Annotated in this window: 21 protein-coding genes and 1 pseudogene; 7 read left to right on the top strand and 15 right to left on the bottom strand. The window is 70.5% G+C overall.

The features are described 5' to 3' along the window. Window positions 1-24 precede the first annotated feature (24 nt). From ABZ822_RS08925 to ABZ822_RS08915, 3 genes are all read right to left on the bottom strand, one after another. Window positions 25-396 (bottom strand): hypothetical protein, encoded by a 372-nt coding sequence (locus tag ABZ822_RS08925; RefSeq protein ID WP_360849200.1) that lies wholly within the window; start codon window positions 394-396, stop codon window positions 25-27. 322 nt (window positions 397-718) lie between these two features. Next, window positions 719-1,450 carry a ribonuclease PH gene (gene rph / locus ABZ822_RS08920; protein ID WP_360849196.1) on the bottom strand — a complete coding sequence of 244 codons (732 nt, stop codon included), beginning with the start codon at window positions 1,448-1,450 and terminating at the stop codon, window positions 719-721. 167 nt (window positions 1,451-1,617) lie between these two features. Next, window positions 1,618-1,893: a PTS glucose/sucrose transporter subunit IIB gene (locus tag ABZ822_RS08915; protein ID WP_360849193.1), complete on the bottom strand. Its 276-nt coding sequence runs from the start codon at window positions 1,891-1,893 to the stop codon at window positions 1,618-1,620. A 250-nt stretch (window positions 1,894-2,143) separates the two neighbouring features. On the opposite strand from ABZ822_RS08915, the gene ABZ822_RS08910 reads away from it, so the two are divergent. Further along, window positions 2,144-3,334 carry a PTS transporter subunit EIIC gene (locus ABZ822_RS08910; RefSeq protein ID WP_360850424.1) on the top strand — a complete coding sequence of 397 codons (1,191 nt, stop codon included), beginning with the start codon at window positions 2,144-2,146 and terminating at the stop codon, window positions 3,332-3,334. A gap of 263 nt (window positions 3,335-3,597) precedes the next feature. Continuing rightward, complete coding sequence (locus ABZ822_RS08905) at window positions 3,598-4,902, top strand: PTS transporter subunit EIIC (RefSeq protein WP_360849190.1); 1,305 nt, start codon at window positions 3,598-3,600, stop codon at window positions 4,900-4,902. Window positions 4,903-4,989: 87 nt separating this feature from the next. Here the strand turns inward: ABZ822_RS08905 and lysX are convergent, their stop codons facing one another. Continuing rightward, window positions 4,990-8,343, bottom strand: a complete 3,354-nt coding sequence (gene lysX, locus ABZ822_RS08900) for a bifunctional lysylphosphatidylglycerol synthetase/lysine--tRNA ligase LysX (RefSeq protein ID WP_360849187.1) — start codon at window positions 8,341-8,343, stop codon at window positions 4,990-4,992. Between the two features lie 74 nt (window positions 8,344-8,417). On the opposite strand from lysX, the gene ABZ822_RS08895 reads away from it, so the two are divergent. Beyond that, window positions 8,418-9,320 carry a hypothetical protein gene (locus ABZ822_RS08895; protein ID WP_360849184.1) on the top strand — a complete coding sequence of 301 codons (903 nt, stop codon included), beginning with the start codon at window positions 8,418-8,420 and terminating at the stop codon, window positions 9,318-9,320. A gap of 112 nt (window positions 9,321-9,432) precedes the next feature. On the opposite strand, the gene ABZ822_RS08890 is transcribed toward ABZ822_RS08895, so the two are convergent. Next, window positions 9,433-10,185, bottom strand: a complete 753-nt coding sequence (locus tag ABZ822_RS08890) for an MBL fold metallo-hydrolase (protein WP_360849181.1) — start codon at window positions 10,183-10,185, stop codon at window positions 9,433-9,435. A gap of 221 nt (window positions 10,186-10,406) precedes the next feature. Between ABZ822_RS08890 and ABZ822_RS08885 the strand changes: the two genes are divergently transcribed. Next, window positions 10,407-10,940: a type II toxin-antitoxin system PemK/MazF family toxin gene (locus ABZ822_RS08885; RefSeq protein ID WP_360849178.1), complete on the top strand. Its 534-nt coding sequence runs from the start codon at window positions 10,407-10,409 to the stop codon at window positions 10,938-10,940. A gap of 69 nt (window positions 10,941-11,009) precedes the next feature. Here ABZ822_RS08885 and ABZ822_RS08880 read toward each other — a convergent pair whose 3' ends face one another. Next, the gene (locus ABZ822_RS08880) at window positions 11,010-12,047 is read right to left on the bottom strand and encodes a LysR family transcriptional regulator (protein WP_360849175.1); all 1,038 of its coding nucleotides are present in this window, start codon (window positions 12,045-12,047) and stop codon (window positions 11,010-11,012) included. A gap of 282 nt (window positions 12,048-12,329) precedes the next feature. Here ABZ822_RS08880 and snpA point away from each other — a divergent pair, with 282 nt between their 5' ends. Next, window positions 12,330-13,001, top strand: a complete 672-nt coding sequence (snpA, locus tag ABZ822_RS08875; RefSeq protein WP_360849172.1) for a snapalysin — start codon at window positions 12,330-12,332, stop codon at window positions 12,999-13,001. Between the two features lie 301 nt (window positions 13,002-13,302). Here snpA and ABZ822_RS08870 read toward each other — a convergent pair whose 3' ends face one another. From ABZ822_RS08870 to clpS, 7 genes are all read right to left on the bottom strand, one after another. Further along, window positions 13,303-14,253 carry a cysteine synthase gene (locus tag ABZ822_RS08870; RefSeq protein WP_360849169.1) on the bottom strand — a complete coding sequence of 317 codons (951 nt, stop codon included), beginning with the start codon at window positions 14,251-14,253 and terminating at the stop codon, window positions 13,303-13,305. Then, the gene (locus ABZ822_RS08865) at window positions 14,253-14,555 is read right to left on the bottom strand and encodes a MoaD/ThiS family protein (protein ID WP_360849166.1); all 303 of its coding nucleotides are present in this window, start codon (window positions 14,553-14,555) and stop codon (window positions 14,253-14,255) included. Before ABZ822_RS08865 ends, ABZ822_RS08870 begins: the two co-directional genes overlap by 1 nt. A gap of 147 nt (window positions 14,556-14,702) precedes the next feature. Next, entirely contained in the window at window positions 14,703-14,813 is a 111-nt protein-coding gene (locus tag ABZ822_RS08860; RefSeq protein WP_360849163.1) for a putative leader peptide, read from the bottom strand. 148 nt (window positions 14,814-14,961) lie between these two features. Beyond that, window positions 14,962-15,387 (bottom strand): M67 family metallopeptidase, encoded by a 426-nt coding sequence (locus tag ABZ822_RS08855; RefSeq protein WP_360849160.1) that lies wholly within the window; start codon window positions 15,385-15,387, stop codon window positions 14,962-14,964. Between the two features lie 182 nt (window positions 15,388-15,569). Beyond that, on the bottom strand, window positions 15,570-17,033 hold the full coding sequence (locus tag ABZ822_RS08850) for an amino acid permease (protein ID WP_360849157.1): 1,464 nt from the start codon (window positions 17,031-17,033) through the stop codon (window positions 15,570-15,572). Between the two features lie 558 nt (window positions 17,034-17,591). Further along, complete coding sequence (locus tag ABZ822_RS08845) at window positions 17,592-18,182, bottom strand: DUF2017 domain-containing protein (RefSeq protein ID WP_360849154.1); 591 nt, start codon at window positions 18,180-18,182, stop codon at window positions 17,592-17,594. Then, window positions 18,182-18,493: an ATP-dependent Clp protease adapter ClpS gene (gene clpS, locus ABZ822_RS08840; protein ID WP_360849151.1), complete on the bottom strand. Its 312-nt coding sequence runs from the start codon at window positions 18,491-18,493 to the stop codon at window positions 18,182-18,184. Before clpS ends, ABZ822_RS08845 begins: the two co-directional genes overlap by 1 nt. Window positions 18,494-18,627: 134 nt before the next feature. Between clpS and ABZ822_RS08835 the strand changes: the two genes are divergently transcribed. Continuing rightward, complete coding sequence (locus ABZ822_RS08835; protein WP_360849148.1) at window positions 18,628-19,956, top strand: nicotinate phosphoribosyltransferase; 1,329 nt, start codon at window positions 18,628-18,630, stop codon at window positions 19,954-19,956. Window positions 19,957-20,297: 341 nt separating this feature from the next. Then, entirely contained in the window at window positions 20,298-20,882 is a 585-nt protein-coding gene (locus ABZ822_RS08830; RefSeq protein ID WP_360849145.1) for an isochorismatase family protein, read from the top strand. 311 nt (window positions 20,883-21,193) lie between these two features. Here the strand turns inward: ABZ822_RS08830 and ABZ822_RS08825 are convergent. Together ABZ822_RS08825 and ABZ822_RS08820 are read right to left on the bottom strand one after the other, a co-directional pair. Continuing rightward, window positions 21,194-21,511 (bottom strand): annotated as a pseudogene (locus ABZ822_RS08825) (hypothetical protein); the annotation flags it as partial. 127 nt (window positions 21,512-21,638) lie between these two features. Beyond that, a complete protein-coding gene (locus ABZ822_RS08820; RefSeq protein ID WP_360849142.1) occupies window positions 21,639-23,990 on the bottom strand; it encodes an immune inhibitor A domain-containing protein in 2,352 nt (783 codons plus the stop codon). Window positions 23,991-24,290 lie beyond the last annotated feature (300 nt).

Here is a 24,290-nt window from a genome sequence, read left to right as displayed (position 1 = left end):
GCCGGACCCGGGACCGGTCCGTTCCTAGCCGGGGGAGCAGACCTTGGTCAGCTCGCTGGAGGCGTCGGTGACCGGAGTAACGTCGGGGGTCTTGCCCTGTTCGATCGACTGGCGGACGTCCTTCACGGCGGTGTTCAGGTCGTCAACGGCCTTGCTGACATCGGCGTTGTCGGTCTTGTCGCTGATGTCGTCGAGGTTCTTGTCGATGCGGTCCAGGGCCCGCTCGGCGTCGGCCGGGCTGTCCGCGGCGGAGGATGCCGCCTGCTGGAGATCCTCGACGCTGGTGAGGATCGCGTCGGCCGTCTGAGCGCAGTCCAGAGCCTTCTCGACGGCGCTGCACGCGGTGGTCACCGGTACGACGACGGCGATGGCGGCCAGGGCTGCGATGACGGTCATGCGGCGGCGGTGGGCCATTGGGTCGGGTCCTCCCCTGTTCTGCCGGCGGGTGGGCCGGTGTGCGTAGCGTACGGGCGGGGTGCCCGTCGCCCGTACACATAAGTACGCCGGAAGATGCCGTAACGGTTGCATGGGGCGGAAGGATGCCTGGTCAGCGGCTTTCGCCTGCAGTGCTCGCGCGCCGGCCTATGCGGCGCGGGTCGCCGACCGGACGGGTCCGGGGTCGCGGCCGGGCGGGTGCGGGGGTCGCCGACCGGACGGTTGCGGGGGTCCTGCCGGCCGAGGCAGCGCGGGTCGCCGCGAGCCGCGCCGTCGCGGCGCTCTACAGCGGGCGGGCCAGGGCCTCGCGCTGGGCCGAGTCGAGCTGGGCGCAGCCCGCGACGGCGAGGTCGAGCAGCGAGTCGAGTTCCGTGCGGTCGAAGGGTGCGCCTTCGGCGGTGCCCTGGACCTCGACGAAGCGGCCGTCGCCGGTGCAGACGACGTTCATGTCGGTCTCGGCGCGTACGTCTTCCTCGTAGCGGAGGTCGAGGAGGGGGGTGCCGTCGACGATGCCGACGCTGACGGCGGAGACGGTGCCGGTGAGGGGCTTGCGGCCGTGCTTGACGAGCTTCTTGGACTGGGCCCAGGTGATGGCGTCGGCGAGGGCGACGTAGGCGCCGGTGATGGCGGCGGTGCGGGTGCCTCCGTCGGCCTGGAGGACGTCGCAGTCGAGGACGACGGTGTTCTCGCCGAGCGCCTTGTAGTCGATGACGGCGCGCAGGGAGCGGCCGATGAGCCGGGAGATCTCGTGGGTGCGGCCGCCGATCTTGCCGCGTACGGATTCGCGGTCGCCGCGGGTGTTGGTGGAGCGGGGCAGCATCGCGTATTCGGCGGTGACCCAGCCTTCGCCGCTGCCCTTGCGCCAGCGCGGTACGCCTTCGGTGACGCTGGCGGTGCAGAAGACCTTGGTGTCGCCGAAGGTGATGAGGACCGATCCTTCGGCGTGCTTGCTCCATCCGCGCTCGATGGTGACAGGGCGAAGCTGGTCGGGGGTCCGACCGTCGATGCGAGACATGGGGGTGACCCTATCTGCTGTGCCGAGGGCCCCGTTTCCGGTGTGGATTCGGGGCCCTGTGCGGCTGACGGAGGGTCACCTCTCGACCCGTCACCGCCCACGGCCCACCGCTCGCCGCTCAACCGGTTACGGCCGACCAGCGGTCACGGCCGACCCGCCGTCGCCTCTCACATCATGTCTTCGATGTCGGCGGCGACGGGGTCGGCGTCGGTGCCGATGACGACCTGGATCGCTGCGCCCATCTTCACGACGCCGTGGGCGCCGGCGGCCTTGAGGGCGACGTCGTCGACGAGGGCGGGGTCCTCGACCTCGGCGCGGAGGCGGGTGATGCAGCCTTCGACCTCGACGATGTTCTCGATTCCGCCGAGCCCGGCGACGATCTTCTCAGCCTTGGTGGCCATAGCGCACTCCTGCGTGTTCGGGGCTTCGGTTCCGCCGCCCAACCGTTTTCACCGTAATGCACGTTCGGACCACATTCGCGGGCAATAGTCCGCCATCTGACGCATGATGACGACCACTGATCCGTGCCCGCGCATGCGGTGCCGCCGCGCCGTGGAACTGGTCTACACCAGTTTGCCGTCCCGGCCAAACCCGCGGTCTCCGGGAGGTCCGATGAGCACCGACACCGCCACCGCAGGAACGCAGCCGCCGGGCAGGCCCTGGACGTCGAGCCTCTTCCAGGGGCTGCAGAAGATGGGGCGCTCGCTGCAACTGCCCATCGCGGTACTGCCGGCGGCGGGCCTGCTGGTCAGCCTCGGCAACCTCTTCTCCGCCTATCTGCACGGGGATTTCTGGACGAAGACCGCCGAGGTCCTCACCCGCGGCGGCACCGCGATCCTGGACGTGGAGCTGGGCCTGCCGCTGCTGTTCGCGATCGGGGTGGCGATCGGTTTCGCGCGGAAGGCGGACGGGTCGACGGCGCTGGCGGCGGTGGCCGGGTTCCTGGTCTACCACGGGGTGCTGACGGCCTATCCGGTGCCGGGCTCGGTCGACAGCGAGCACCCGGAGGGCGTTCCGCAGAACCCGGGGGTGCTCGGCGGCATCGCCATCGGCCTCCTGACGGCGGTGATCTGGCAGCGCTACCACCGGACGAAGCTGGTGGACTGGCTGGGCTTCTTCAACGGCCGCCGCCTCGTCCCGATCATCATGGCTTTCGTGTGCGCGGTCCTCGGTGTCGTCTGCGGGCTGCTCTGGGATCCGATCGGGAGCGCGCTGACGACCTTCGGCAAACAGCTCATCGATCTGGGGGCCTGGGGTGCGGGCATCTTCGGTGTGGCCAATCGGCTTCTGATCCCGATCGGGATGCATCAGTTCCTGAACACCTTCTTCTGGTTCCAGGCGGGTCAGTTCACCGCGCCGGACGGGAAGGTGGTCCAGGGTGATCTGGCGCGGTTCTTCGCCGGGGACCCGGACGCCGGGCTGTTCATGTCGGGCTTCTTCCCGATCATGATGTTCGGCCTGCCGGCCGCCGCGCTCGCCATCACCCACTGCGCCCGCCCCGAGCGGCGGAAGGCGGTGGCGGGGCTGATGTTCTCGGTCGGGCTGACGTCGTTCGTGACGGGCGTGACCGAGCCGATCGAGTTCGCGTTCCTGTTCGCGGCTCCGCTGCTGTACGGCATTCACGCGCTGCTGACGGGTGCATCGATGGCCATCACCTGGGCGCTGGGGGTGCACGCGGGTTTCAGCTTCTCGGCGGGCCTGATCGATTACGTCGTCAACTGGCACTTGGATACCAAGCCGTGGCTGATCATTCCGATCGGTCTGTGTTTCGCGGTGGTCTATTACGTGGTCTTCCGCGTGCTGATCACCGTGCTCGACCTGCCGACGCCGGGGCGGGAGCCGGAGGAGGCCGAGACCGAGGCGGAGCGGGACATGACCCGGTAGCCGCGGCCGGCGAGGCGGTCGCCGGAGATCATGAAATCGCCGGGAAGCGCGGGTTCCTCATCGCGCCTCCCCCGTGCTAGAACATGGTCTACACCACTGAGTGGTTTAGACCACATGGTACGGACCACGGTACGACCGGCCCGGACACGACCGGCCACGGTACGACCACCGTACGGACCGCGGTACGACACCGTACGGACCACTCAGGACATGCCACCGTCCCCGGGCCGGCCGCAGGCCCCATGCGTCCCCGAAGGAACCCCATGAGTACGACGACCGCGAACGCCGCGGCGCCCGCCAGGAAGCGGGGCTCCGGCCTTTTCCAGGGTCTGCAGAAGGTCGGCCGCAGCCTGCAGCTCCCCATCGCCGTCCTTCCGGCCGCCGGCATCCTGCTCCGCCTCGGCCAGCCGGACGTCTTCGGCGCCGAGGGCCTGGGCTGGGACAACGTGGCCAAGGTCTTCGCGGGCGCGGGCAGCGCGCTGCTGGACTCCTCGCTCGCCCTGCCGCTGTTGTTCTGCATCGGTGTCGCGATCGGGTTCGCGAAGAAGGCGGACGGCTCGACGGCGCTGGCCGCGGTGGCCGGTTTCCTCGTCTACTACTCGGTGATCCACCAGTTCCCGGTGCCCGGCCCCGACGGCGCCACGTTCGTGCAGACCAGCTTCCTCAGCGGCGCCTGGCAGAAGGGCTCCGAGGTCACCGCGGCGACGTACCAGAACCCGGGCGTCCTCGGCGGGATCGTCATGGGCCTGCTGACCGCGGTCCTGTGGCAGCGGTTCCACCGCACCAAGCTGGTGGACTGGCTGGGCTTCTTCAACGGCCGCCGCCTCGTCCCGATCATCATGGCCTTCGTCGGTACGGCGATGGGTGTCCTGGTCGTCCTGGGCTGGCAGCCGATCGGCGACGCGATCACCGCGTTCGGCGAGTGGATGACGGGTCTGGGCGCAGCGGGCTCGGGTGTGTTCGGGCTGATCAACCGTGCCCTGATCCCGATCGGCATGCACCAGTTCGTGAACACCGTCTCCTGGTTCCAGCTCGGTGACTTCACCAACGCCGCGGGCCAGGTCGTCCACGGCGACCTCAACCGCTTCCTGGCGGGCGACCCGGCCGCCGGCCAGTACATGTCCGGCTTCTTCCCGATCATGATGTTCGGCCTGCCGGCCGCCGCGCTCGCCATCGCGCACAGCGCCCGCCCCGAGCGCCGCAAGGCCGTCCTCGGCATGATGATCTCGCTCGCGCTCACCTCGTTCGTCACGGGCGTCACCGAGCCGATCGAGTTCTCGTTCCTGTTCATCGCGCCGGTGCTGTTCGGGATCCACGCACTGCTGACGGCTCTGTCGATGGCCGTGACCTGGGCCCTCGGTGTCCATGCCGGCTTCACCTTCTCGGCCGGTGCCATCGACTACGCGCTCAACTGGAGCCTGGCCACCGACCCGTGGAAGATCATCCCGATCGGTCTGGTCTTCGCCGCGGTCTACTACACGCTCTTCCGGTGGGCGATCACCCGGTTCGACCTGGCCACTCCCGGCCGGGAGCCGGAGGAGGAGACCGAGAGTCCGGCCAGGACCTGAGCCGCCGGGGCCGCCGAAGCTGCCGGGAGCCGCCTGGAACGCCGGGAGCCGCCCGGACCGGCAGCAGAGGGCGGCCCGGCACCGGAGTCAGCGCTGCCGTACGAGCGGGAAGGGCAGCGTCTCGCGGATCGTCAGCCCGGTGAGGAGCATCACCAGGCGGTCCACGCCGAGGCCCAGCCCGCCCGTCGGCGGCATGGCGTACTCCAGCGCCGTCAGGAAGTCCTCGTCCAGCTCCATCGCCTCGGGGTCGCCGCCCGCCGCCAGCAGGGACTGCGCGGTGAGGCGGCGCCTCTGCTCCACGGGGTCGGTCAACTCGGAGTAGGCGGTGCCCAGTTCGGTGCCGAAGGCCACGAGGTCCCAGCGCTCGGCGAGCCGCGGGTCCCTGCGGTGCTGCCGGGTCAGCGGGGAGACCTCCGTGGGGAAGTCCTTGTAGAAGGTGGGGAGTCCGGTGCGTTCCTCCACCAGCTTCCCGTACATCTCCTCGACCACGTCACCGCGGGTGTCCTCGGGGATGTGCGGGACGCCCACCCGGTCGCACAGCGCCAGCAGGTCCTCCATACCGGTGTCGGCGTCGATCTCCTCCCCCAGCGCCTCGGACACCGCGCCGTAGACCGACTTCACGGGCCACGGGCCGGAGATGTCGTGCTCGGTCACCTTGCCGTCGGCGTCCGTCGTGCGCACCACCTGCGCCCCGAACGCGGCCTCGGCGGCGCCCTGGATCAGTTCGCGGGTGAGGTCGAGCATCACGCCGTAGTCGGCGTACGCCTGGTACGCCTCCAGGGACGTGAACTCCGGGTTGTGCTTGAAGGAGACGCCCTCGTTGCGGAAGTTGCGGCCCATCTCGAAGACCTTCTCCATTCCGCCGACGCACAGCCGTTTCAGATACAGCTCGGGGGCGATCCGCAGGTACAGGTCCAGGTCGTAGGCGTTGATGTGGGTGGTGAACGGGCGGGCGTTGGCGCCTCCGTGGATCTGCTGGAGCATCGGGGTCTCGACCTCCAGGTATCCGCGGTCGAGCAGTCCCTGCCGCAGCGCCTGGACCGCCGCGCTGCGCGCCCTGACGACCTCGCGGGCCTCCGGTCGCACCACCAGGTCGACGTAGCGCTGCCGGACGCGGGCCTCGGGGTCGGCCAGGCCGCGGCGCTTCTCGGGCAGCGGGTGGAGGCACTTGGCGGTGAGCTGCCAGGAGGTGACGAACAGCGAGAGTTCGCCGCGGTCGCTGGCGGCGATCTCGCCGGTGGCGGTGAGGTGGTCGCCGAGGTCGGTGTCGGCGGTGAACCGCTGCAGCACGTCCGGGTCCGTACGGTCGCGGCTGAGGACCAGCTGGAGGTCGCCCGACCAGTCGCGGAGCACGGCGAAGACGACGCCGCCGAAGTCGCGGACGAGCAGCAACCGCCCGGCGACGGTGGCCCGTTCGCCGGTACGGGCTCCGGGTGCCAGGCCTCGGTGCGCGGCGCGGATCTGCGCGAGGGTGTGGGTACGGGGTGCCGCGTCCACGGGGTAGGGGTCCACGCCGTCGGCGCGCAGCCGGTCCAGCTTCCGCCGCCGTACGCGGACCTGTTCGGGCAGCCCGGCCAGCGGGTCGTCCTTCTCGCCCGCGTGGTCCTCCTGCGGCCCGGCGAGGCCGAGTTCGCCGAGCGAGGGCAGTCCCGCGGTGCTGGCCGGGGCGGTGATGCCGCGCGGCCGGCCCTTGCCCCACAGGGCGTGCAGGCTGGGGACGGACACGAAGCCCTCGGCGATGCCGGAGGCGAGGCTGATGCGGGCGAGGGAGCCTGCGTCGGCGTAGCAGAGGAACCGCGGGTACCAGGCGGGCTGGTACTTCACGTTGGAGCGGTAGAGGGCTTCGAGCTGCCACCACTTGGAGAAGAACAGCAGCAGCCGGCGCCAGGCGCGCAGGACGGGGCCCGCGCCGATCCGGGCGCCTTCCTCGAACGCGGCGCGGAAGACGGCGAAGTTGAGGGAGACGCGGCGTACGCCGAGCCGTCCGGCCCGGTCGCACAGTTCGGCGACCATGAACTCGGTGACGCCGTTGGGCGCCCGGCGGTCGCGGCGCATCACGTCCAGGGAGACGCCCTGCCGCCCCCAGGGCACGAAGGACAGCAGCGCCACCATCGTTCCGTCCGCGTCGAACGCCTCGACGAGCAGGCAGTCGCCGTCGGCGGGGTCGCCGAGGCGGCCGAGCGCCATGGAGAAGCCGCGTTCGGTCTCGGTGTCGCGCCAGGCGTCGGCGCGCTCCACGACCTCCCGCATCTCCGTCCCGGTCAGGGCGGAGTGGCGGCGGATGCGGGTGGTGACGCCAAGGCGCCGTACGCGGGTGACGGCCTGCCGGGTGACGCGCATGTCGCGGCCGTCGAGGTCGAACCGGGCGACGTCGAGCACGGCCTCGTCGCCGAGCTGAAGGGCGCTCAGCCCGGCCCGCCCGTAGGCCCTGGCGCCGTCCTCGCTCGCGCCCATGACGGCCGGGGTCCAGGCGTAGCGGCGGGCGAGCCGCGTCCACGCCTCGACGGCGGGGTCCCAGGCGCCGGGGTCGCCGACGGGGTCGCCGCTGGCGAGGCAGACCCCCGCTTCGACGCGGTAGGTGACGGCGGCTTTCCCGCTGGGCGAGAAGACGACGGCCTTGTCGCGGCGGGTGGCGAAGTAGCCGAGAGAGTCCTGGTCGCCGTAGGCGCCGAGGAGGGCGCGGATCCGGGGTTCCTCGTCGCCGTGCAGCGCGGCTTCCAGGCGCTGCGAGCGGAAGAGGGTCGCGGCGGCGGCGAGCAGGGCGAGGGCGCCGAACAGTCCCTGGAGGACGTAGTGCCAGCGGGCGGGGCGGCCGTCGAACTCGGAGGCGGGGACGAGTCCGCCGAGGACGCGGTTGGCCGCCCAGGGCAGGGCCTGGCCGCGGGGCAGGCTGCCGGGGAACGCCTCGACCAGGGCCCAGCCGAGGAGGACTGCGGCGGCCAGGCCGACGACGAGGACGAGCAGGGCGCGCCAGAGGGCGCCGCGGCGGGTGTCGGCGTAGAACTCGCGGCGTGCCACGATCAGCAGCCCCAGGGCGGCGGCGCACACGAGGAAGGACGGGACGGCGTCCCATTCCCCGGTGGCCGCCGCGACGACGTCGGCGAGGATCACCAGCCCGAGGTACGCCATGACCAGGCGGCGGGCGATCTTCTTGCGGGAGGCGATGGCGGCGGCGAGGAGGAAGAGGAACGCGGCGTAGGCGAGGTTGGCGCTGACGGGGACGGTGAGGAACTCCAGGAACCGGGTCACGGGTGCCAGGAGGACGCGCAGGGGCGGGATGACGGCGGTGACGGCGCAGTAGAGGGCGAGGCCGCCGAAGAAGGCGCCGAATCCGCCGGGAACCCGGTGGAGGAAACGGTCCCGGGGCCGGTGGGGTTCGTCGTCGGGCCCGGGTCCCGGGGCCGGAGCGGCTTTCCGGCTCGTCTCGCCGATGGCGCTCATGCGGCCACTGTAAGGAGGCCGCCCGCGGGGCGCTCGCCGAGGATTCCGAGCGCTGGGTCGGCTAGCGTTTCGGTGTGGTCACCTTGGCGCAGGGCGGCTGGTTCCACCGGGAGATCGTGGGTGCGGGACTGCTCCCGCTCTTCGTCTTCCTCTGTTCGTTCATCGCCGGGTTCGGCTTCATCCGCTTCAGCGTCCGCATGATCCGGGCGCAGGTGCGCTGGTGGCCGGGGAATGTGCGGCCGGGTGGGCTGCACATCCACCATGTGGTGTTCGGTGTGGTCTTCATGCTGGTCAGCGGGGTGTCGCTGATCGTGGTCTCCGACCCGTCGGAGACGGTGAAGTCCGTGCTGGCCGGTGTCTTCGGGGTGGGCGCGGCGCTGGTGCTGGACGAGTTCGCGCTGATCCTGCATCTGCGGGACGTCTACTGGACGGAGGCCGGGCGGACGTCCGTGGACGCCGTGTTCGTGGCCGTCGCCCTGTGCGGTCTGGTGCTGCTCGGTTTCAGTCCGGTCGCGGTGATCGACTGGTCGGGCTATCAGTCCGATCCGACGCCCGGCAATGCGCTGCTGCTCGCCGGTGTCGTCCTGCTGGCGCTCGCTCTCGCCGTGATCACCCTGCTCAAGGGGAAGGTGTGGACGGGGCTGCTCGGTCTGTTCTTCCTGCCGCTGCTGGTCATCGGCGCGATCCGGCTGAGCCGCCCGGACGCGCCGTGGGCCCGGTGGCGCTACCGCGACAAGCCGAAGCGGCTGGCGCGGGCGGCGCGGCGGGATCAGCGCTGGAGGCACCCGGTGATCACAGCGAAGATCAAGTTCCAGGAGTTCCTGTCCGGCCGGCACGACCTGCCGGACCTGTGGCACGAGCTGCAGCACCGGGCCACCCACCGGCACGAGCACCGCGAGGAGCGCGACCGGGGCGAGGAGCGCGAGCAGGGCGGAGAGAGCGACCGGCAGGACCCGCACGGCCCGCACGGCCGGTGAGGGCCCCCTGGGCAGAGGGCGTCACCGGGACGGCCGGCGTACGGGTCCAGGGGTACGGCGCGGGGGTACGGCCGAGGCGGGGCCACGGCGTGGGGCTGCGGCGGAGGTGGTGCTAGATCTCGTAGACCGCGCCGGCGCGGGCCAGCTCCACCGGCCCGTCGAAGACCTCGCGGGCGTCCCGCAGATTGATCTCGGGGTCGGTCCACGGCGGAATGTGGGTGAGCACCATCCGCCCGACGCCCGACGCCTGCGCGGACTCGCCCGCCTGCCGCCCGTTGAGGTGCAGTTCGGGCACGTCCTCCTTGCCGTGGGTGAAGGACGCCTCGCACAGGTAGAGGTCGGCGCCCTCGGCGAGGGAGTCGAGGGCCGTGCAGGGCCCGGTGTCCCCGGAGTACGTCAGGACGCGGCCGGCGTGCTCCACCCGGAAGCCGAACGCCTCGACGGGGTGGCACACGCGGTCCGTGCGCACGGTGAAGGGCCCGAGCCGGAACGCTCCAGGCTCCAGGGTGCGGAAGTCGAAGACCTCGCTCATGGACTTCTCGGAGGGCACGTCGTCGTACGCGGTGGTCAGCCGCTGCTCGGTGCCCTCGGGGCCGTAGACCGGGAGGGCCTCGGCGCGGCCGCCGTCGTGGCGGTAGTAGCGGGCGACGAAGTAGCCGCACATGTCGATGCAGTGATCCGCGTGCAGATGGCTGAGGATCACGGCGTCCAGGTCGTAGAGACCGCAGTGGCGCTGCAGCTCGCCCAGGGCTCCGTTGCCCATGTCGAGAAGCAGCCGGAAGCCGTCGGCTTCGACGAGGTAGCTCGAGCAGGCCGAGTCCGCGGACGGGAACGATCCCGAGCAGCCGACGACGGTGAGCTTCATCAAGCAGAAACCTCCGAGGCTGGGTCCCCGTCTCGAGAGACCCGGGGGGATGGTCCGGGGAATGTGCTGTGGGCAGGGGGTGAGCGCTTGCGGTTCGTCGAGCGTAAGGCGCGAAACGGGTGGTCGCCCCTCCACGGAGTGGTGTTGTGGGGGAACTCACCCGTGGCTTCACCGGTACGGGGGGCGCTGACGCTCTCTGTTTCGAAGGTACGGTGCTGCGCGTGAACACGACGTGGTGGTGGGCGCTCGGCGCGGTGGTCGTGGTGGTCGCGCTGATCGCGTCGCTGGTGGACGGATGGGGGCGCAGCGACCGGGGGCCGCGGCGCGGCAGGACGCGCGCGGGCAGGCCGCCGGGGGCGGGCGGCGGCCGGACGCGCGGGCGCGGGGATCGCAGGCCACCGGCGCGGCCTGGCCGGCGTGAGCCTTCCGCGAAGCGGGCAGGGAAGCGGCCGCGGCCCGGCGAGATCTGGTGGGCGGACGTGCCGTACGAGGACGGGCCGGGCTCCAAGGACCGGCCGTGTCTGGTGCTGGCCCTGCGCGGGGAGAACGCACTGGTCGTGAAGATCACCAGCCGGGACCGGGAGGGCCGTGCCGGGGTGATCGCCCTGCCCGACGGTGCGGTCGGGGACACGGCGGGACGCCGCAGCTATCTGGAGACGGAGGAGCTGCGGGAGGTGCGGATCGGCGGGTTCCGGCGCCATGTGGGAGCGGTGGACCGGAGGGTGTGGGCGCGCGTACGGCACCTCTCGCGCTGACCCGGACACCTGCGCGGGACCCGCACGTCAGGCACCGCGAGACGTACGGGAGGACCTGCGTGCCCGGGGTCAGGAGTTGCGCGCCACGCGGGACTGGGGCGGGAGTTGGAAGGCCGCCAGCGGCGGGCGCGGGGGTGCGGGGTCACCGGCGCCGTGCAGGAGCGGGCTGTTGTGCCGCATGAGCCACTGCCGGTACGCGGGACTCGCCCAGGCCGCCTCGACGTAGGCCTGCTCCAGCTCGCGGTGGAGCATGGCGATGTCCGTGACGGCGGCGGCACCGGGCCGGGCGATCAGCAACAGGCGTACGGCCAGCGGGTCGTCGGCCAGCGGCAGGATCGTCATGCCCGTCCGGCAGCGCGAGGTGGGCTGGCACGGGCTCACGGTCTCGCCCGCCGCCACCAGGTCCGCGGCCGTGGTGATGTCCCGCACGGCGACGGTGCGCGGCTCGCACCCCAGGGTGGCGAAGGCGCGGCGCAGCGCGGCGTATTCGTCGTCGGCGGCCGGATCGACGATCCAGCTGTCCGTGACGAGGTCGGCCAGCCGCAGCAGGGAGCGGCCGGCCCGCGGGTGGTCCGTGGACACGGCGACGAACTGCGGTTCGCGTTCCACCACGACGCGCTGGTCGAGGCCGGCGGGCACGCGGAGCGGGAAGAACTCCGGCTCGTGCACGAACGCGACGTCGAGCTGGTTCGTGGCGAGCATCTCCAGCAGGGCGTTGGACGACACCTCTATGTGAATGGTGGTGTCGGTCTCCGGGAGCCGGTCGCGTACACGGCGGAGCCAGCCGACGACCGCGCGGCTGGCGGTACTTCCGATGCGCAGGCGCGAGGCCCCGGCGCCGACCGCGGCGTCCTGGGCGGCGCTCATCAGGGCGCTCATCTCGGCGACGATCGGGCGGGCGCGAGACAGCAGGGAGCGGCCCAGCGGCGTCGGCCGGCTGCCGGTCCGCTCGCGGGTGAACAGCGTGCCGCCGACGGCCTTCTCGATGCGGCGGAGCTGTGTCGTCAGTGAGGGCTGTGTCATGCCCAACTGCACCGCGGCTTTGCGCACGCTGCCGGCGTCGGCTATCGCGCACAGCGCTCGGAGGTGCCTCACATCGAGCTCCACGAGCGGAGAATAACGGCGTTTCAGCTCTCCCGGCCAGACCTACAAAGGATGCGAAATCCGGTATTGCCCCCATGATTCTGCGATCTGGCGGTATGTCTCGGTGGATGGCCAATTCGACTGGAAATGCAGGGGGATTGGCTGACGCTATCGGGAGTTGGCATCATCCCGCACGGCCGGAATCGCCCCGAGACTCTGAGTACCCAGAAGTTCTCCGTACGGCCCCGTGTCGCTCACCCAGGCGACCCCACGCGGCTGTCCGGAACTCGATTGGAGACTCCCCCCATGAATCGCTCCAAGATATTCGGGACGACGGCTCTCGGGCTCGGGCTGCTCGCCTCGATGGCCGTGGTGCCGGCATCGGCCGCCGACTCCACGGCGGACGCCCGTTCCGCCGAGCGCCACGCCGCGTCGATCGCGGCGTACCAGGGCTCCGCGGAGGACCAGGCCAACACCCGGGCCTTCTTCGAGGCCGTGATCAAGTCGGCGAAGGCAAAGCAGAAGGCCACCGGCGCCGCGGCCGTCACCGTGACCTACGACGCGAGCGGGGCCCCGACCTTCGCGTCGGAGATCGCGAACAGCACCGCGGTCTGGAACTCCTCCGTCAGCAACATCCAGTTGCAGGAGGGAAGCAACGCCGACTTCGACTACCGCGAGGGCAACGACCCCCGCGGCTCATACGCCAGCACCGACGGCCACGGTCACGGCTACATCTTCATGGACTACGCCCAGAACCAGGAGTACGACTCCAACCGCGTGGCCTCCCACGAGACCGGGCACGTGCTCGGTCTGCCCGACCACTACGAGGGACCGTGCTCGGAGCTCATGTCCGGTGGCGGCCCCGGCCCCTCCTGCACCAACGACCGCCCGGACGCCAACGAGTCGGCCCAGGTCGACCAGTTGTGGGCAGGCGGCTTCAAGGGCCTGAAGAAGTCCGAGCTGGTGACCGCTCGCTAGCCGACCGCGCGAGCGCTCACTGAGGTGAACGACCTGCGGAGGTGACCGCCCGCCCGGGCGGTCACCGACGCCGGGACGTGGCAACCGCCCTGCCCCCACAGGGGCGGTCGCCACTCGGCCCCGCGACGGGGCCGGTCGCCGCGGACGGCGGCGGGAACAGTACGGAGGGGTCGACGGAATCGGGCCGGCCCCCGCCCCCCAGGGGGGTCAGGCCCAACAAGAGGCCGGGCTCGTCAAGGAGTCCGGCCCGAGACGGTCAGGCTCGAGGGGTCACGCTCGAGACGGTCAGGCCCGGGACGGGTCAGGCCCAGAGCTGGCCCTGCAGGGCCTCCACCGCTGCTTCGGTGGATTCGGCCGTGTAGATGCCCGTCGACAGATACTTCCACCCGCCGTCCGCGACGACGACCACGATGTCCGCGCTCTCCCCGGCCTTGACGGCCTTGCGGCCCACGCCGATGGCGGCGTGGAGGGCCGCACCGGTGGAGACGCCGGCGAAGATGCCCTCCTGCTGGAGGAGTTCACGGGTCCTGCGCACCGCGTCCTCGGAGCCGACCGAGAAGCGGGTGGTGAGCACCGACGCGTCGTACAGCTCGGGCACGAACCCCTCATCGAGGTTCCGCAGCCCGTAGACCAGGTCGTCGTAGCGCGGCTCGGCGGCGACGATGCTGACGTCCGGCTTGTGCTCGCGCAGATAGCGGCCGACGCCCATCAGGGTGCCGGTGGTGCCGAGGCCGGCGACGAAGTGGGTGACCGACGGGAGGTCCGTGAGGATCTCCGGGCCGGTGGTCGCGTAGTGCGCGCCCGCGTTGTCCGGATTGCCGTACTGGTAGAGCATCACCCAGTCCGGGTGCTCGGCCGCCAGCTCCTTGGCGACGCGTACGGCCGTGTTGGAGCCGCCTGCCGCCGGGGAGGGGATGATCTCGGCACCCCACATGGCGAGCAGCTGCCGCCGCTCCTCCGAGGTGTTCTCGGGCATGACGCAGACGATGCGGTAGCCCTTGAGCTTGGCCGCCATCGCCAGCGAGATGCCCGTGTTGCCTGACGTCGGTTCGAGGATGGTGCAGCCCGCGGTCAGCCGGCCGTCCTTCTCCGCCTGCTCGATCATGTGCAGCGCGGGACGGTCCTTGACCGAGCCCGTCGGGTTGCGGTCCTCCAGCTTGGCCCAGATCCGTACCTCGTCGGACGGGGACAGCTTCGGCAGGCGGACGAGCGGGGTGTTGCCGACCGCCGCCAGATGGGAGTCGTACCGCATCAGTGCCGTCCGGGGCCGGTGTACGCGGCGGAGCCGCCCGCGACGGCCGGGAGGATGGTGACGCTGTCGCCGTCGCTCAGCTCGGTGCCGATCCCCTCGAGGAAGCGCACGTCCTCGTCGTTGAGGTAGACGTTGACGAAGCGGCGCAGCTCGCCGCCGTCGACCAGGCGCTCGCGGATGCCGGCGTGGCGGGACTCGAGGTCGGCGAAGAGCTCATCGATGGTGGCGCCGCTGCCCTCGACCGCCTTCTGGCCGTCGGTGTAGGTGCGGAGGATGGTCGGGATGCGGACCTCGATGGCCATGGTGTCGGCTCCTGTCGGTGTCAGGCGAAGGGCGGGCGCGCGGCGTCGTCCTGCGCCGGCGGCGGGAGAAAGGTGCGGGTGGTGCGGGCTTGCGGAGCGGTGCGGGCCCGGCGACCCGTACGGGGGCCTGCGGCGGGCGGTCGTGCGTCAGACGGCGGTACGCGGACACATGGCGCTGGCGAGGCGGCACAGGTCGACGTGCAGCCGCGCCACGAGCAGGGTGCCCGGCGTCTTCTCGCTCACGTCATCCACAACCATGGGCTCATCGTAACGATTCCCCGTCCGCTCTCCGGGACCCGGTCCCACGATACGGACGTCTTCTTGGACACAGGGTCGACCGGTGGCCGACGCAGGGTTTCCAGCTCCGGGCCGCCGCGCCGTCGACGGGCGGAACCGGAAGGCCAGGTCAGTACGCCGGTACGACCGTGACCTCTTCCTCCGTGACCTCGCCGGCGGTGATCCGGAAGGAGCGGAACTGCACCGGTCCCTCCTCGGGGCCGCACTCCGCGGTCGAGACGAGGACGTAGTGCGCGCCCGGCTCGTTGGCGTAGGAGATGTCCGTACGGGACGGGTACGCCTCCGTGGCCGTGTGCGAGTGGTAGATCACCACCGGCTCCTCGTCCCGGTCGTCCATCTCCCGGTACAGCTTGAGCAGGTCGGTGGAGTCGAACTCGTAGAACGTGGGAGAGCGAGCCGCGTTGAGCATCGGGATGAACCGCTCCGGACGGCCGGAACCGGCCGGGCCCGCGATGACGCCGCACGCCTCGTCGGGGTGGTCGGCACGGGCGTGCGCCACGATCCGGTCGTGGAGGTCCTGGGTGATGGTGAGCATGGCCAAAGGATAAGAGGGGCGGCGCGAAGCGCCTCGGTTGAGGGTGGTGGCGGGCGACGGGCGGGCAGGAGGGGCGGCGCGAAGCGCCTCGGTCGAGGGTGACCGCGTGACGCGGAACGGCGCGAGGCGGCCTCCGGACCGGGGTCCGGAGGCCGCCTCGCGGGACGCGCGGTTCGGCGCGGTTACTTCGAGACGTGCTCGGGCTTCCGCTGCTGGACCGGGGTCGCCACGTGCGGGTTGCGGGCCTTGACCACGAGCCAGCCGATGGCGAGGCAGAACGCCCAGCCGGCACCCACGTACAGGGAGACACGGGCCTCCGAGTCGTACGCGATGAGGCCGGTCACGAAGATCAGCGAGGCGAGCGCCACGTAGCTGAAGAGCGATCCGCCCGGCGCCGGGAAGGAGGAGCTGGGCAGCCGGCCCGCCTTGACGGCCCGCCGGTACAGGATGTGGCTGACGAGGATCATCATCCAGGTCCAGATGCCGGCAGCGGTCGCCACGGACGTGACGTAGCCGAACGCCTTCTCGGGGACGAGGTAGTTGAGGACCACGCCGATGCCCATCAGGGCGACGGAGACGGTGATGCCGACGGCCGGGGTCTTACGGGCGTTGAGCTTGCCGAAGACCTTCGGGGCCTCGCTGTTGGACGCGAGGTCGCGCAGCATCCGGCCGGTGGAGTACATGCCGGAGTTGCAGGACGACAGGGCCGCGGTGAGGACGACGAAGTTGATGATGCCCGCCGCGAGCGGGATGCCCATCTTCTCGAAGCCGTGCACGAACGGGCTCTGGTCGGCGGAGAACTCGGTCCACTTGATCACCGAGAGCAGGACGACGAGGGCACCGACGTAGAAGACGATGATGCGCCAGGGCAGGGTGTTGATCGCCTTGGGGAGCGTCTTCTCGGGGTTCTCGGACTCGCCCGCGGTGACGCCGACGAGCTCGACGGCAAGGTAGGCGAACATGACGCCCTGCAGCGTCATCAGGCTGGAGCCGACGCCGTTCGGGAAGATGCCGTCGTGGGCCCAGAGGTTGCTGGCGGCGGCGGTGTCACCGGCGTCGGAGAAGCCGAGGGTGAGCACGCCGAGACCGATCACGATCATGCCGATGATGGCGGTGACCTTGATCATCGAGAACCAGAACTCGACCTCACCGAAGATCTTCACGGAGATGAGGTTCACGCCGAACAGGACGACCAGGAAGACCAGTGCGCTGACCCATTGCGGGATCTCGGGGAACCAGAAATGGATATAGATCGCGGCGGCCGTGAGTTCGGCCATGCCGGTCACGACCCACATCAGCCAATACGTCCAGCCGGTCGCATAACCGAAGAACGGGCCGAGAAACTCGCGGGCGTATTCCGCGAAACTGCCGGAGACCGGCCTGTAGAGGAGCAGCTCTCCGAGCGCTCTCATGATGAAGAAGATGACGACGCCCGCGAGGGCGTACATCAGGATGATGCTCGGGCCGGCCTTGGCGATGTTCGCCCCTGCACCCATGAAGAGACCGACGCCGATGGCGCCGCCGATGGCGATCATCTGGACCTGGCGACTGCCAAGTCCCCGCTGGTAGCCCTCTTCAGGGGTGTGGCCCGCGGCCCCGCTGCCGTCAGCGTTGTTGTCATCTCGCGCGACCTGCACTGAGGTCATGATGCTGCGCCTTTCTCCACGCCCGACCGGCCTCTCGGCTCGGATCGGGTCCCGACCCCCCGGAAATGGATGGAGTTGCATACCGGCGATCAGCCGGCTCAGCACCCCTGCAAGGACAGGGATGGCGTCCCGGCAGGCGTCGTGCAGGTTTATCACGGGCCGAACGATGGTTCGGTGAGGTTCGGGTGGCGCGAATCACAAGAAGAAGCGGACATACGACACAACCGCCCCTCAAGAAGACCGGGGCGGTTGCTGGATCGTTATCCGGATCTGAGTGTCCGTTGAGCGAACACAAAGTGGACGTTCTTCTATCAGTTTGCATGAGCGCGACATCCCAGGGGACGGCGGGGTGCGCCGAACACCGCGCGAACGCCCGGGAAGTGAACGCCGTCACACCGCGCACAGGACTCCGGCGGAAGGCCCTACGCGGGCGAACGGGCCTGTGTCACCAGCGAAAAGGCCCCTCGACGGCAAGCTCGCCGGCCGTCGCGCCGACCGTTTCGCCCGCCGTCTCACCGACCCTTTCGCCGACCGTCGCGTCGGCCGGCTCGGCGCCGCTCACGCCATCAACGTCTCGACCAGGGACTCCTGAAGGCCGCCGAGCCAGAGGTACGCCATCACCATCGGCTTGCGCGGATCGGAGTCCGGCAGCCGGTACAGCTCGTTGTTGTCGTCGTCGTCCGCGACCTCGAGACGGGTTCCGATCGTCAGCCGGAGGTCGTTGAGCGCGCCCAGCCAGCGCCGGGAGGCCTCCGGGCTCAGCTTGAGCACCGCGCCGCCGTCCCCGCCGGGTGTGAGGGCGTCCAGGGAACGCACCACCCCGAGCGCGTCCTCGCGCTTGCGTGCCCGCAGATCGTTCTCGGTGTAGCGGCGGAACTCGGACGCGTACGCCCGCGTCCGCTCGTCCGGCTCGGTCTCCGGGCCGCCGTACGCGTCCGGGAAGAGCCGGGCCAGCGCGGGGTCGGCGGGCGGTTTGCTCGGGCCCTCGGAGAGGATCGCGGCCAGCGGGTCCGCGCCCTCGGCGGGCTCGTCACCGGCGCCGACCAGTTCCATCAACTGCACGGCCAGGCTGCGCAGGATGGCGATCTCGACCTCGTCCAGGGCCACGGCGGCACCGCCACCGGGGATGGCCTCGAATTGTCCCGCCATCAGCGATCCTGCTGCAGGGTCGCCCACAGCCCGTATCCGTGCATCGCCTGAACGTCGCGCTCCATCTCCTCGCGGGTGCCCTGCGAAACGACGGCGCGGCCCTTGTGGTGAACGTCGAGCATCAACTTGTGGGCCTTGTCCTTGGGGTAGCCGAAGTACGCCTGGAAGACGTACGTCACGTAGCTCATGAGGTTGACCGGGTCGTTGTGGACCAGCGTGACCCAGGGGACGTCGGGCTCCGGCACGACGGAAGGTGCTTCGCTCGACTCGGGGCGCTCGATCTCGACGGGGGCGACACTCACGCGTTCCATGCTGCCACCCGGGGTGGGCCATCGCCTAAACCGCCGGCCCGGCGCGGGGCCCGGAAAGCCGGGCCCGGAGGGGGTTCGGACCCCCCGGAAGGGGAAATCGTCAAAGTGACGAGTAATGGGGGTACGATCCTGCCATGAACACAGCGGACCTGCGCCTGCCGGTGGATGTGCCGTCGACCGCCCTCTTCACCGACCACTACGAACTGACCATGCTGCAAGCCGCGCTCCGGTCGGGCACGGCGGCACGGCGGTCGGTCTTCGAAGTCTTCACCCGGCGCCTGCCCACGGGCCGCCGCTACGGCGTCGTGACCGGTACGGGACGTGTCCTGGACGCCGTGGAGAACTTCCGCTTCGACGACGGCCACCTGGACTTCCTCCGCGATCACCGGGTCGTCGACGAGCCCACCCTCGCCTATCTCGCCGACTACCGCTTCCGCGGAGACATCTGGGGCTACCCCGAGGGCGAGGTGTACTTCCCCGGCTCCCCCCTCCTGCGTGTCGAGGGCAGCTTCGCCGAGGCCGTCCTGCTGGAGACGGTGATCCTCTCGATCCTCAATCACGACGCGGCGGTCGCCGCGGCGGCCTCCCGCATGTCCGTCGCGGCGGGGAAACGGCCGCTGATCGAGATGGGCGCGCGGCGCACGCACGAACTGGCCGCGGTGGCCGCCTCGCGCGCGGCGTACATCGGCGGCTTCTCCTCCACCTCCGATCTCGCGGCGGGCTTCCGCTACGGCATCCCGACGGTCGGGACCAGCGCCCACGCCTTCACGCTGCTGCACGACAGCGAGCGGGACGCGTTCACCGCACAGGTCGACTCGCTCGGCCGGGGCACGACGCTCCTGGTGGACACCTACGACGTGGCCGAGGCCGTACGGATGGCGGTGGAGATCGCCGGCCCCGAGCTGGGCGCCGTACGGATCGACTCCGGCGACCTGCTGCTCGTGGCCCACCGGGTGCGGCAGCAGCTCGACGACCTGGGCGCGAAGAACACCCGGATCGTGGTGACGAGCGACCTCGACGAGTACGCGATCGCCTCGCTCGCCGCGGCTCCGGTGGACGCGTACGGCGTGGGCACCCAACTGGTCACCGGCAGCGGCCATCCGACGTGCTCCATGGTCTACAAGCTGGTCGCGCGGGCGGAGTCGGACGCCCCGGACGCGCCCCTGGCGCCGGTCGCGAAGAAGTCACTGGGGGGCAAGACGTCGATCGGCGGCCGGAAGTGGGCCGCGCGGCGCAAGGACGAGGACGGCGTGGCCGAGGCGGAGGTCGTCGGCACGGGCGAGGTCCCGCCGGACCTGGCCGGCGATCTGCTGCTGGTGGAACTCGTCCGCGGCGGCGCGGTCGTGGGCCGGGAACCGCTGGACGCGGCGCGCGAGCGCCACGTCGCGGCGCGGGAGAACCTGCCGCTGTCGGCGAGGCAACTCTCCCGCGGGGAGCCGGTGCTGCTCACGGAGTACGTGTAGCGGCGGCTGCGATCACGCTCCGCCGCGGCACACCGGCCGGGTCTCGGCGAAACCGCTCCTGCCCGGCGCAACGGCCTCGCGGCAGCGGGACGTTCCCGCCGCGGGCGGGGATCCGCCGTGGCGGACGTGCCGCCTGGGATCCGTGGGCCCGTGCGGGAAGAATGTCGGCTCGGCACGGCCGGTCCGTGCCGGTTCGAATCCCGCCCGGAGCGGGAAGAAAGAGGCGGTCCGCAGGCTTGGGGCGTGGGAGGCGACCCTTTCCCGTGCGGTGTCGCCAGTCCCTACCCTCGGGAGGCGGGGTCCCCCGCACCCCGCCGCTCACCAGCCGGAAGGCATGCGTCATGCAACGGGCACTCATCGTCGTCGATGTGCAGAACGACTTCTGCGAGGGCGGCAGCCTCGCCGTCGCGGGAGGCGCGGACGTCGCCGCCGCGATCACCGACATGGTCGCGGAGTCCCGTGCCGGCTACCGCCATGTCGTCGCGACGCGCGACTTCCACATCGAACCGGGCCACCACTTCTCAGGCGAACCGGACTATGTGGACACCTGGCCCCCGCACTGCATAGCGGGCACGGAGGGCAGCGGCTTCCATCCGAACTTCGCGCCCGCCATAGCCTCCGGGGCCGTCGAGGCGGTCTTCTCCAAGGGCGCGTACAACGCGGCGTACAGCGGTTTCGAGGGCACCGACGAGCACGGCACCCCGCTCGCCGACTGGCTGCGGGCCCGCGGCGTGAACGGGATCGACGTGGTCGGCATCGCGACGGACCACTGCGTACGGGCCACCGCGCTGGACGCGGTGCGGGGGGGCTTCGCCGTCCACGTGCTGCTCGACCTGACCGCCGGTGTGTCGGATGTCACCACCGAGCGGACGCTGGAGGAGCTGCGCGCGGCGGGCGTGGAGCTCAGCGGCAAGCCGGTGGTCTGACGGCCCGCGCGGCGGTGGGCCGACGGCCGGCGCCGCAGCGGTGCGCGCCCCGCACGGAGCCGGTACGCGTCCCCGCGGGGGCACCGCGGGCCTCCGCAGGGCGTCCAGGGTGCTCCCGCAGGGCGCCGCGGGCCCGCCGTGCGACGGGCCCCGTGAAGGGCTTCAGCGCCCCGCTACAGCGCCGCCGACCACTCGGCCAGGATGCCTTCCCAGGCCCACGTGGAGGCCGGCCCCGTCGGGATGTCGTCCGGCAGCGGGCCCGCCTGGGGGCGACCCGTGGTCCGGGTCTGCGGCTGCGCCTGGGCCGGGGGCTTCAGGAGCGTGCGGATCGGGTGCCATGACTCGGTGTCGTCGTCCAGTGACGCCTTCCACACCAGCCCGTCGGGGTGGTGCAGCACGGCGGTGATCTCGTCGGGCGTCGGCGGCTCCGCGTTCCCCCGCAGGTAGACCGCCCGCAGGCCGAGGTTCCGGAGCCTGGTCAGCGCCCGTGCGCGGTTCGCGGCGTGCACCAGCACGCGGACCCGCGCACCGTCCCGTACGCCCTCGCCGGGCGCCTTCTGGGGACGCGGCAGCGACAGCGCGACGACCACGCTGCCGCCTGGAAGCTTGACGAATCCTCCACCTGCCATTGCCCTCGGATCTCCCCCGTTGAGACGTCGTGTCAATAAGAAAGCTTGCCAGAGCATCTAAACGCGAACGGCCGCCGCCCGCTAGAGGGCGGCGGCCGAATACGCTCTGGCCTGCGAAGATAACGATTTACTTCGCTGCAGGCCCGACTCGGACGATCATGAGGGAGCCGTCACGCGTCTCCTTCAGGATCTTGATCCGGGTGTTGGTGTCAGTAACCTTCACACCCGCCGTCTTGTTCGACTCGTCGTAGTAGTCGCCGTTGCGGTCGTCGAAGACGGAGACGCCCTTCTTCGACTTGATCTTGGCCTTCTTGCCGTCGTTGTGGAGCGTGAAGCCGTCCGTGCCGTAGCGGCTGAACGGCGAGTCGTACGCCTGGATGCGGTTGCGCATCAAGGTGCCGTCCGCCCACTTCTCCTGCTTCGGGTGCGCGTCGACCGGAAGGATCAGACCCTCACCCGGGTGCACGCCCACGTTGTTGTCCGCCTGGGAGGTGTCCCACAGCCAGATGGCGAGGCCGTTCTGGTACGGGTAGTGCTCCACCCAGTTGGGGCGCTTGGTGGCCCAACCGAAGTTGTACGGACCGGTCTTGAGGGTCTTGTCGTACGACACGTACTGGCGGTTCTCCGCGATGTAGTACTGCGGGTACTTCTTGGTGAAGGACTCACCGATGCGCGAGAAGCCCTTCGCCGTCCAGCCGTTGTCGTCCGCCTCGGCGCCGTCCTTGAACAGCTCCTTGCCGTCCGCGGTCACCGCGATCTCGTCCGCCGCGAAGCCCTTCTGGGCCGCGCCGCCGTCCGTCTGGTAGCGGAAGCGGATGTCGATCTTCTTGCCCGCGTAGGCGTCCAGCGGGTAGACGAGGCTCTTGTACTTCTCGGAGACACCGGTCAGGGCGGGCTTGTCGCCACCGTCGCGCGGGATCTCCTTGCCGTCGGCGGTGCCGTCGACCGGGGTCCAGCTCGCGCCGCCGTCCGTGGAGACCTCGGCGTAGAGGTAGTCGTACCCCTCCTCGATGTCCCACCAGCCCTTGAGCGCCAGCTCGGCCTTGGACTTGCCCGTCAGGTCGACCGGACGGCTGAGGGTGTTCTTGAGGTCGTCACCCATGTCGCTCCACCACTGCTTCGAGCCCTCGGCGGGCTTGGCGATGGTGGTGGTCTTCGCCTTCGCGGGGAGGTCGACGACCAGGGCCTGCTTGAGCTTGGTGTTGTACTCGGCCACACCCAGCGCGTGGGTGGACTTCTTGCCCGCCTTCGCCTTGGCGTAGTTGAGCCAGCCGAGCTGCAGCTTGTCCCAGGCGGTCATGTCGCCGGGCAGGTCGCCGATCTCGTTCTTGCCGGTGCCGAGCCAGGAGCCCGAGGACATCAGCGACCAGAAGCCGACGGACGACTCGCCCTTGCCGGTGGTGTCGTAGAGGTCCGGAAGACCGAGGTCGTGGCCGTACTCGTGGGCGAAGACACCGAGGCCGCCGTTCTCCGGCTGCATGGTGTAGTCGCCGACCCAGATGCCGGTGTCACCGATCTGGGTGCCACCCGCCTGGTTGTCCGCGGGGCCCGTCTTGCCGGCGTCGGTGCCGTACGCGTACCAGCGGTGCGCCCACAGAGCGGTCTCGCCCTGGACACCGCCGCCCGCCGACTCGTCCTCGCCCGCGTGGACGATCTGGAAGTGGTCGATGTAGCCGTCGGACTCGTTGAAGTTGCCGTCGCCGTCGAAGTCGTAGCGGTCCCAGGCGTCGTACTTCTTCAGCTGCGCCTTGATCTGCTCCGGCGTCTGGCCGGCGGCCTTCTGGTCGGCGGCCCACTGGTTGACGCCGTCACGCACCGCGTCCCAGACGTTGGGGCAGTTGGTGTCACCGCAGTAGTTCGAGCCGTAGCGGGCCTCGTTCCACTTGACCTTGACCCAGTCGGAGACCTCGCCGTCGACCGAGTAGCGGCCCGAGGACTGCTTCTCGTAGTACTTCTTCAGCGACTGCTTCTTCTTCGCCTCCGAGAAGTACATGTCCTCGAAGTGCTTGCGGTTGAAGTCCTTGCGCCAGGCCGTGCTGTTGTCGTCCGCACGGTCCGGCTCGGCTATCTCGTTGTGCGCCGGGCCGGGCTTGCCGCCGTACTTCTTGACGGGCGGCTTGGGGCCGGAGCCGTCGGGGTCGAACATCGTCGTGTCGTCGACCTTGTCGCCGAACTCCACGAGGATCGTGAAGATCTTGTCGGTCTTCTCACGCCCGAGTTCGACGTACTTGTTCTTGCCGAGCTTCACGACCTGCGAGGCCCCGCGCTTGGTCGCCTTCGCATCCCCCGCGAGCACCCGCTGGAGCGCCTCTTCGCGCTGCGCCTCCTGGCGCTCGCTGAACGGGCCCTTCAGATCGTGCTCGACGTTCTCCTGCGCGGCGGCCGGGTCACGGCGCTCGACGTCGGCGGGCCGGTCCTCGGCCTGCGCGGCCCCGGCCGTCAGCGCGGCCGCACCGAGAGCGGCGACCGCTGTCACCATGGCGGCGGATCTTATGGCCCGCCGTCCGCTTGTGGCTTTCTTCACTTGTTGTTGCCCTCCCCGATTGCTGCGTGGTCAGGGGGCATTGCACCGTGCTCTCGCCAGAAAAAACAGATCTTGACTTGAACACGCCACGCGAGTACGTTATCTGGCTTATGCCTTCCGCTATCCGGAGGGCCTGGGACGCGCGGGCTCGTCACAGCAGTTCCCCCGCCCAACAGGCGCGTCCGTCTCGGCAGTTGGAATGCGGAATGACTCCGTGCGCCCCTTGTGCTCCGGTGGCGTGGGTAAGGTCACGCT

Origin of the sequence: Streptomyces sp. NPDC047108 (assembly GCF_040643575.1) — a bacterium.
GTDB lineage: Bacteria > Actinomycetota > Actinomycetes > Streptomycetales > Streptomycetaceae > Streptomyces.
The sequence above is the reverse complement of the archived record's forward strand: the minus strand, read 5'-3'. Positions and strand labels throughout refer to the sequence as shown.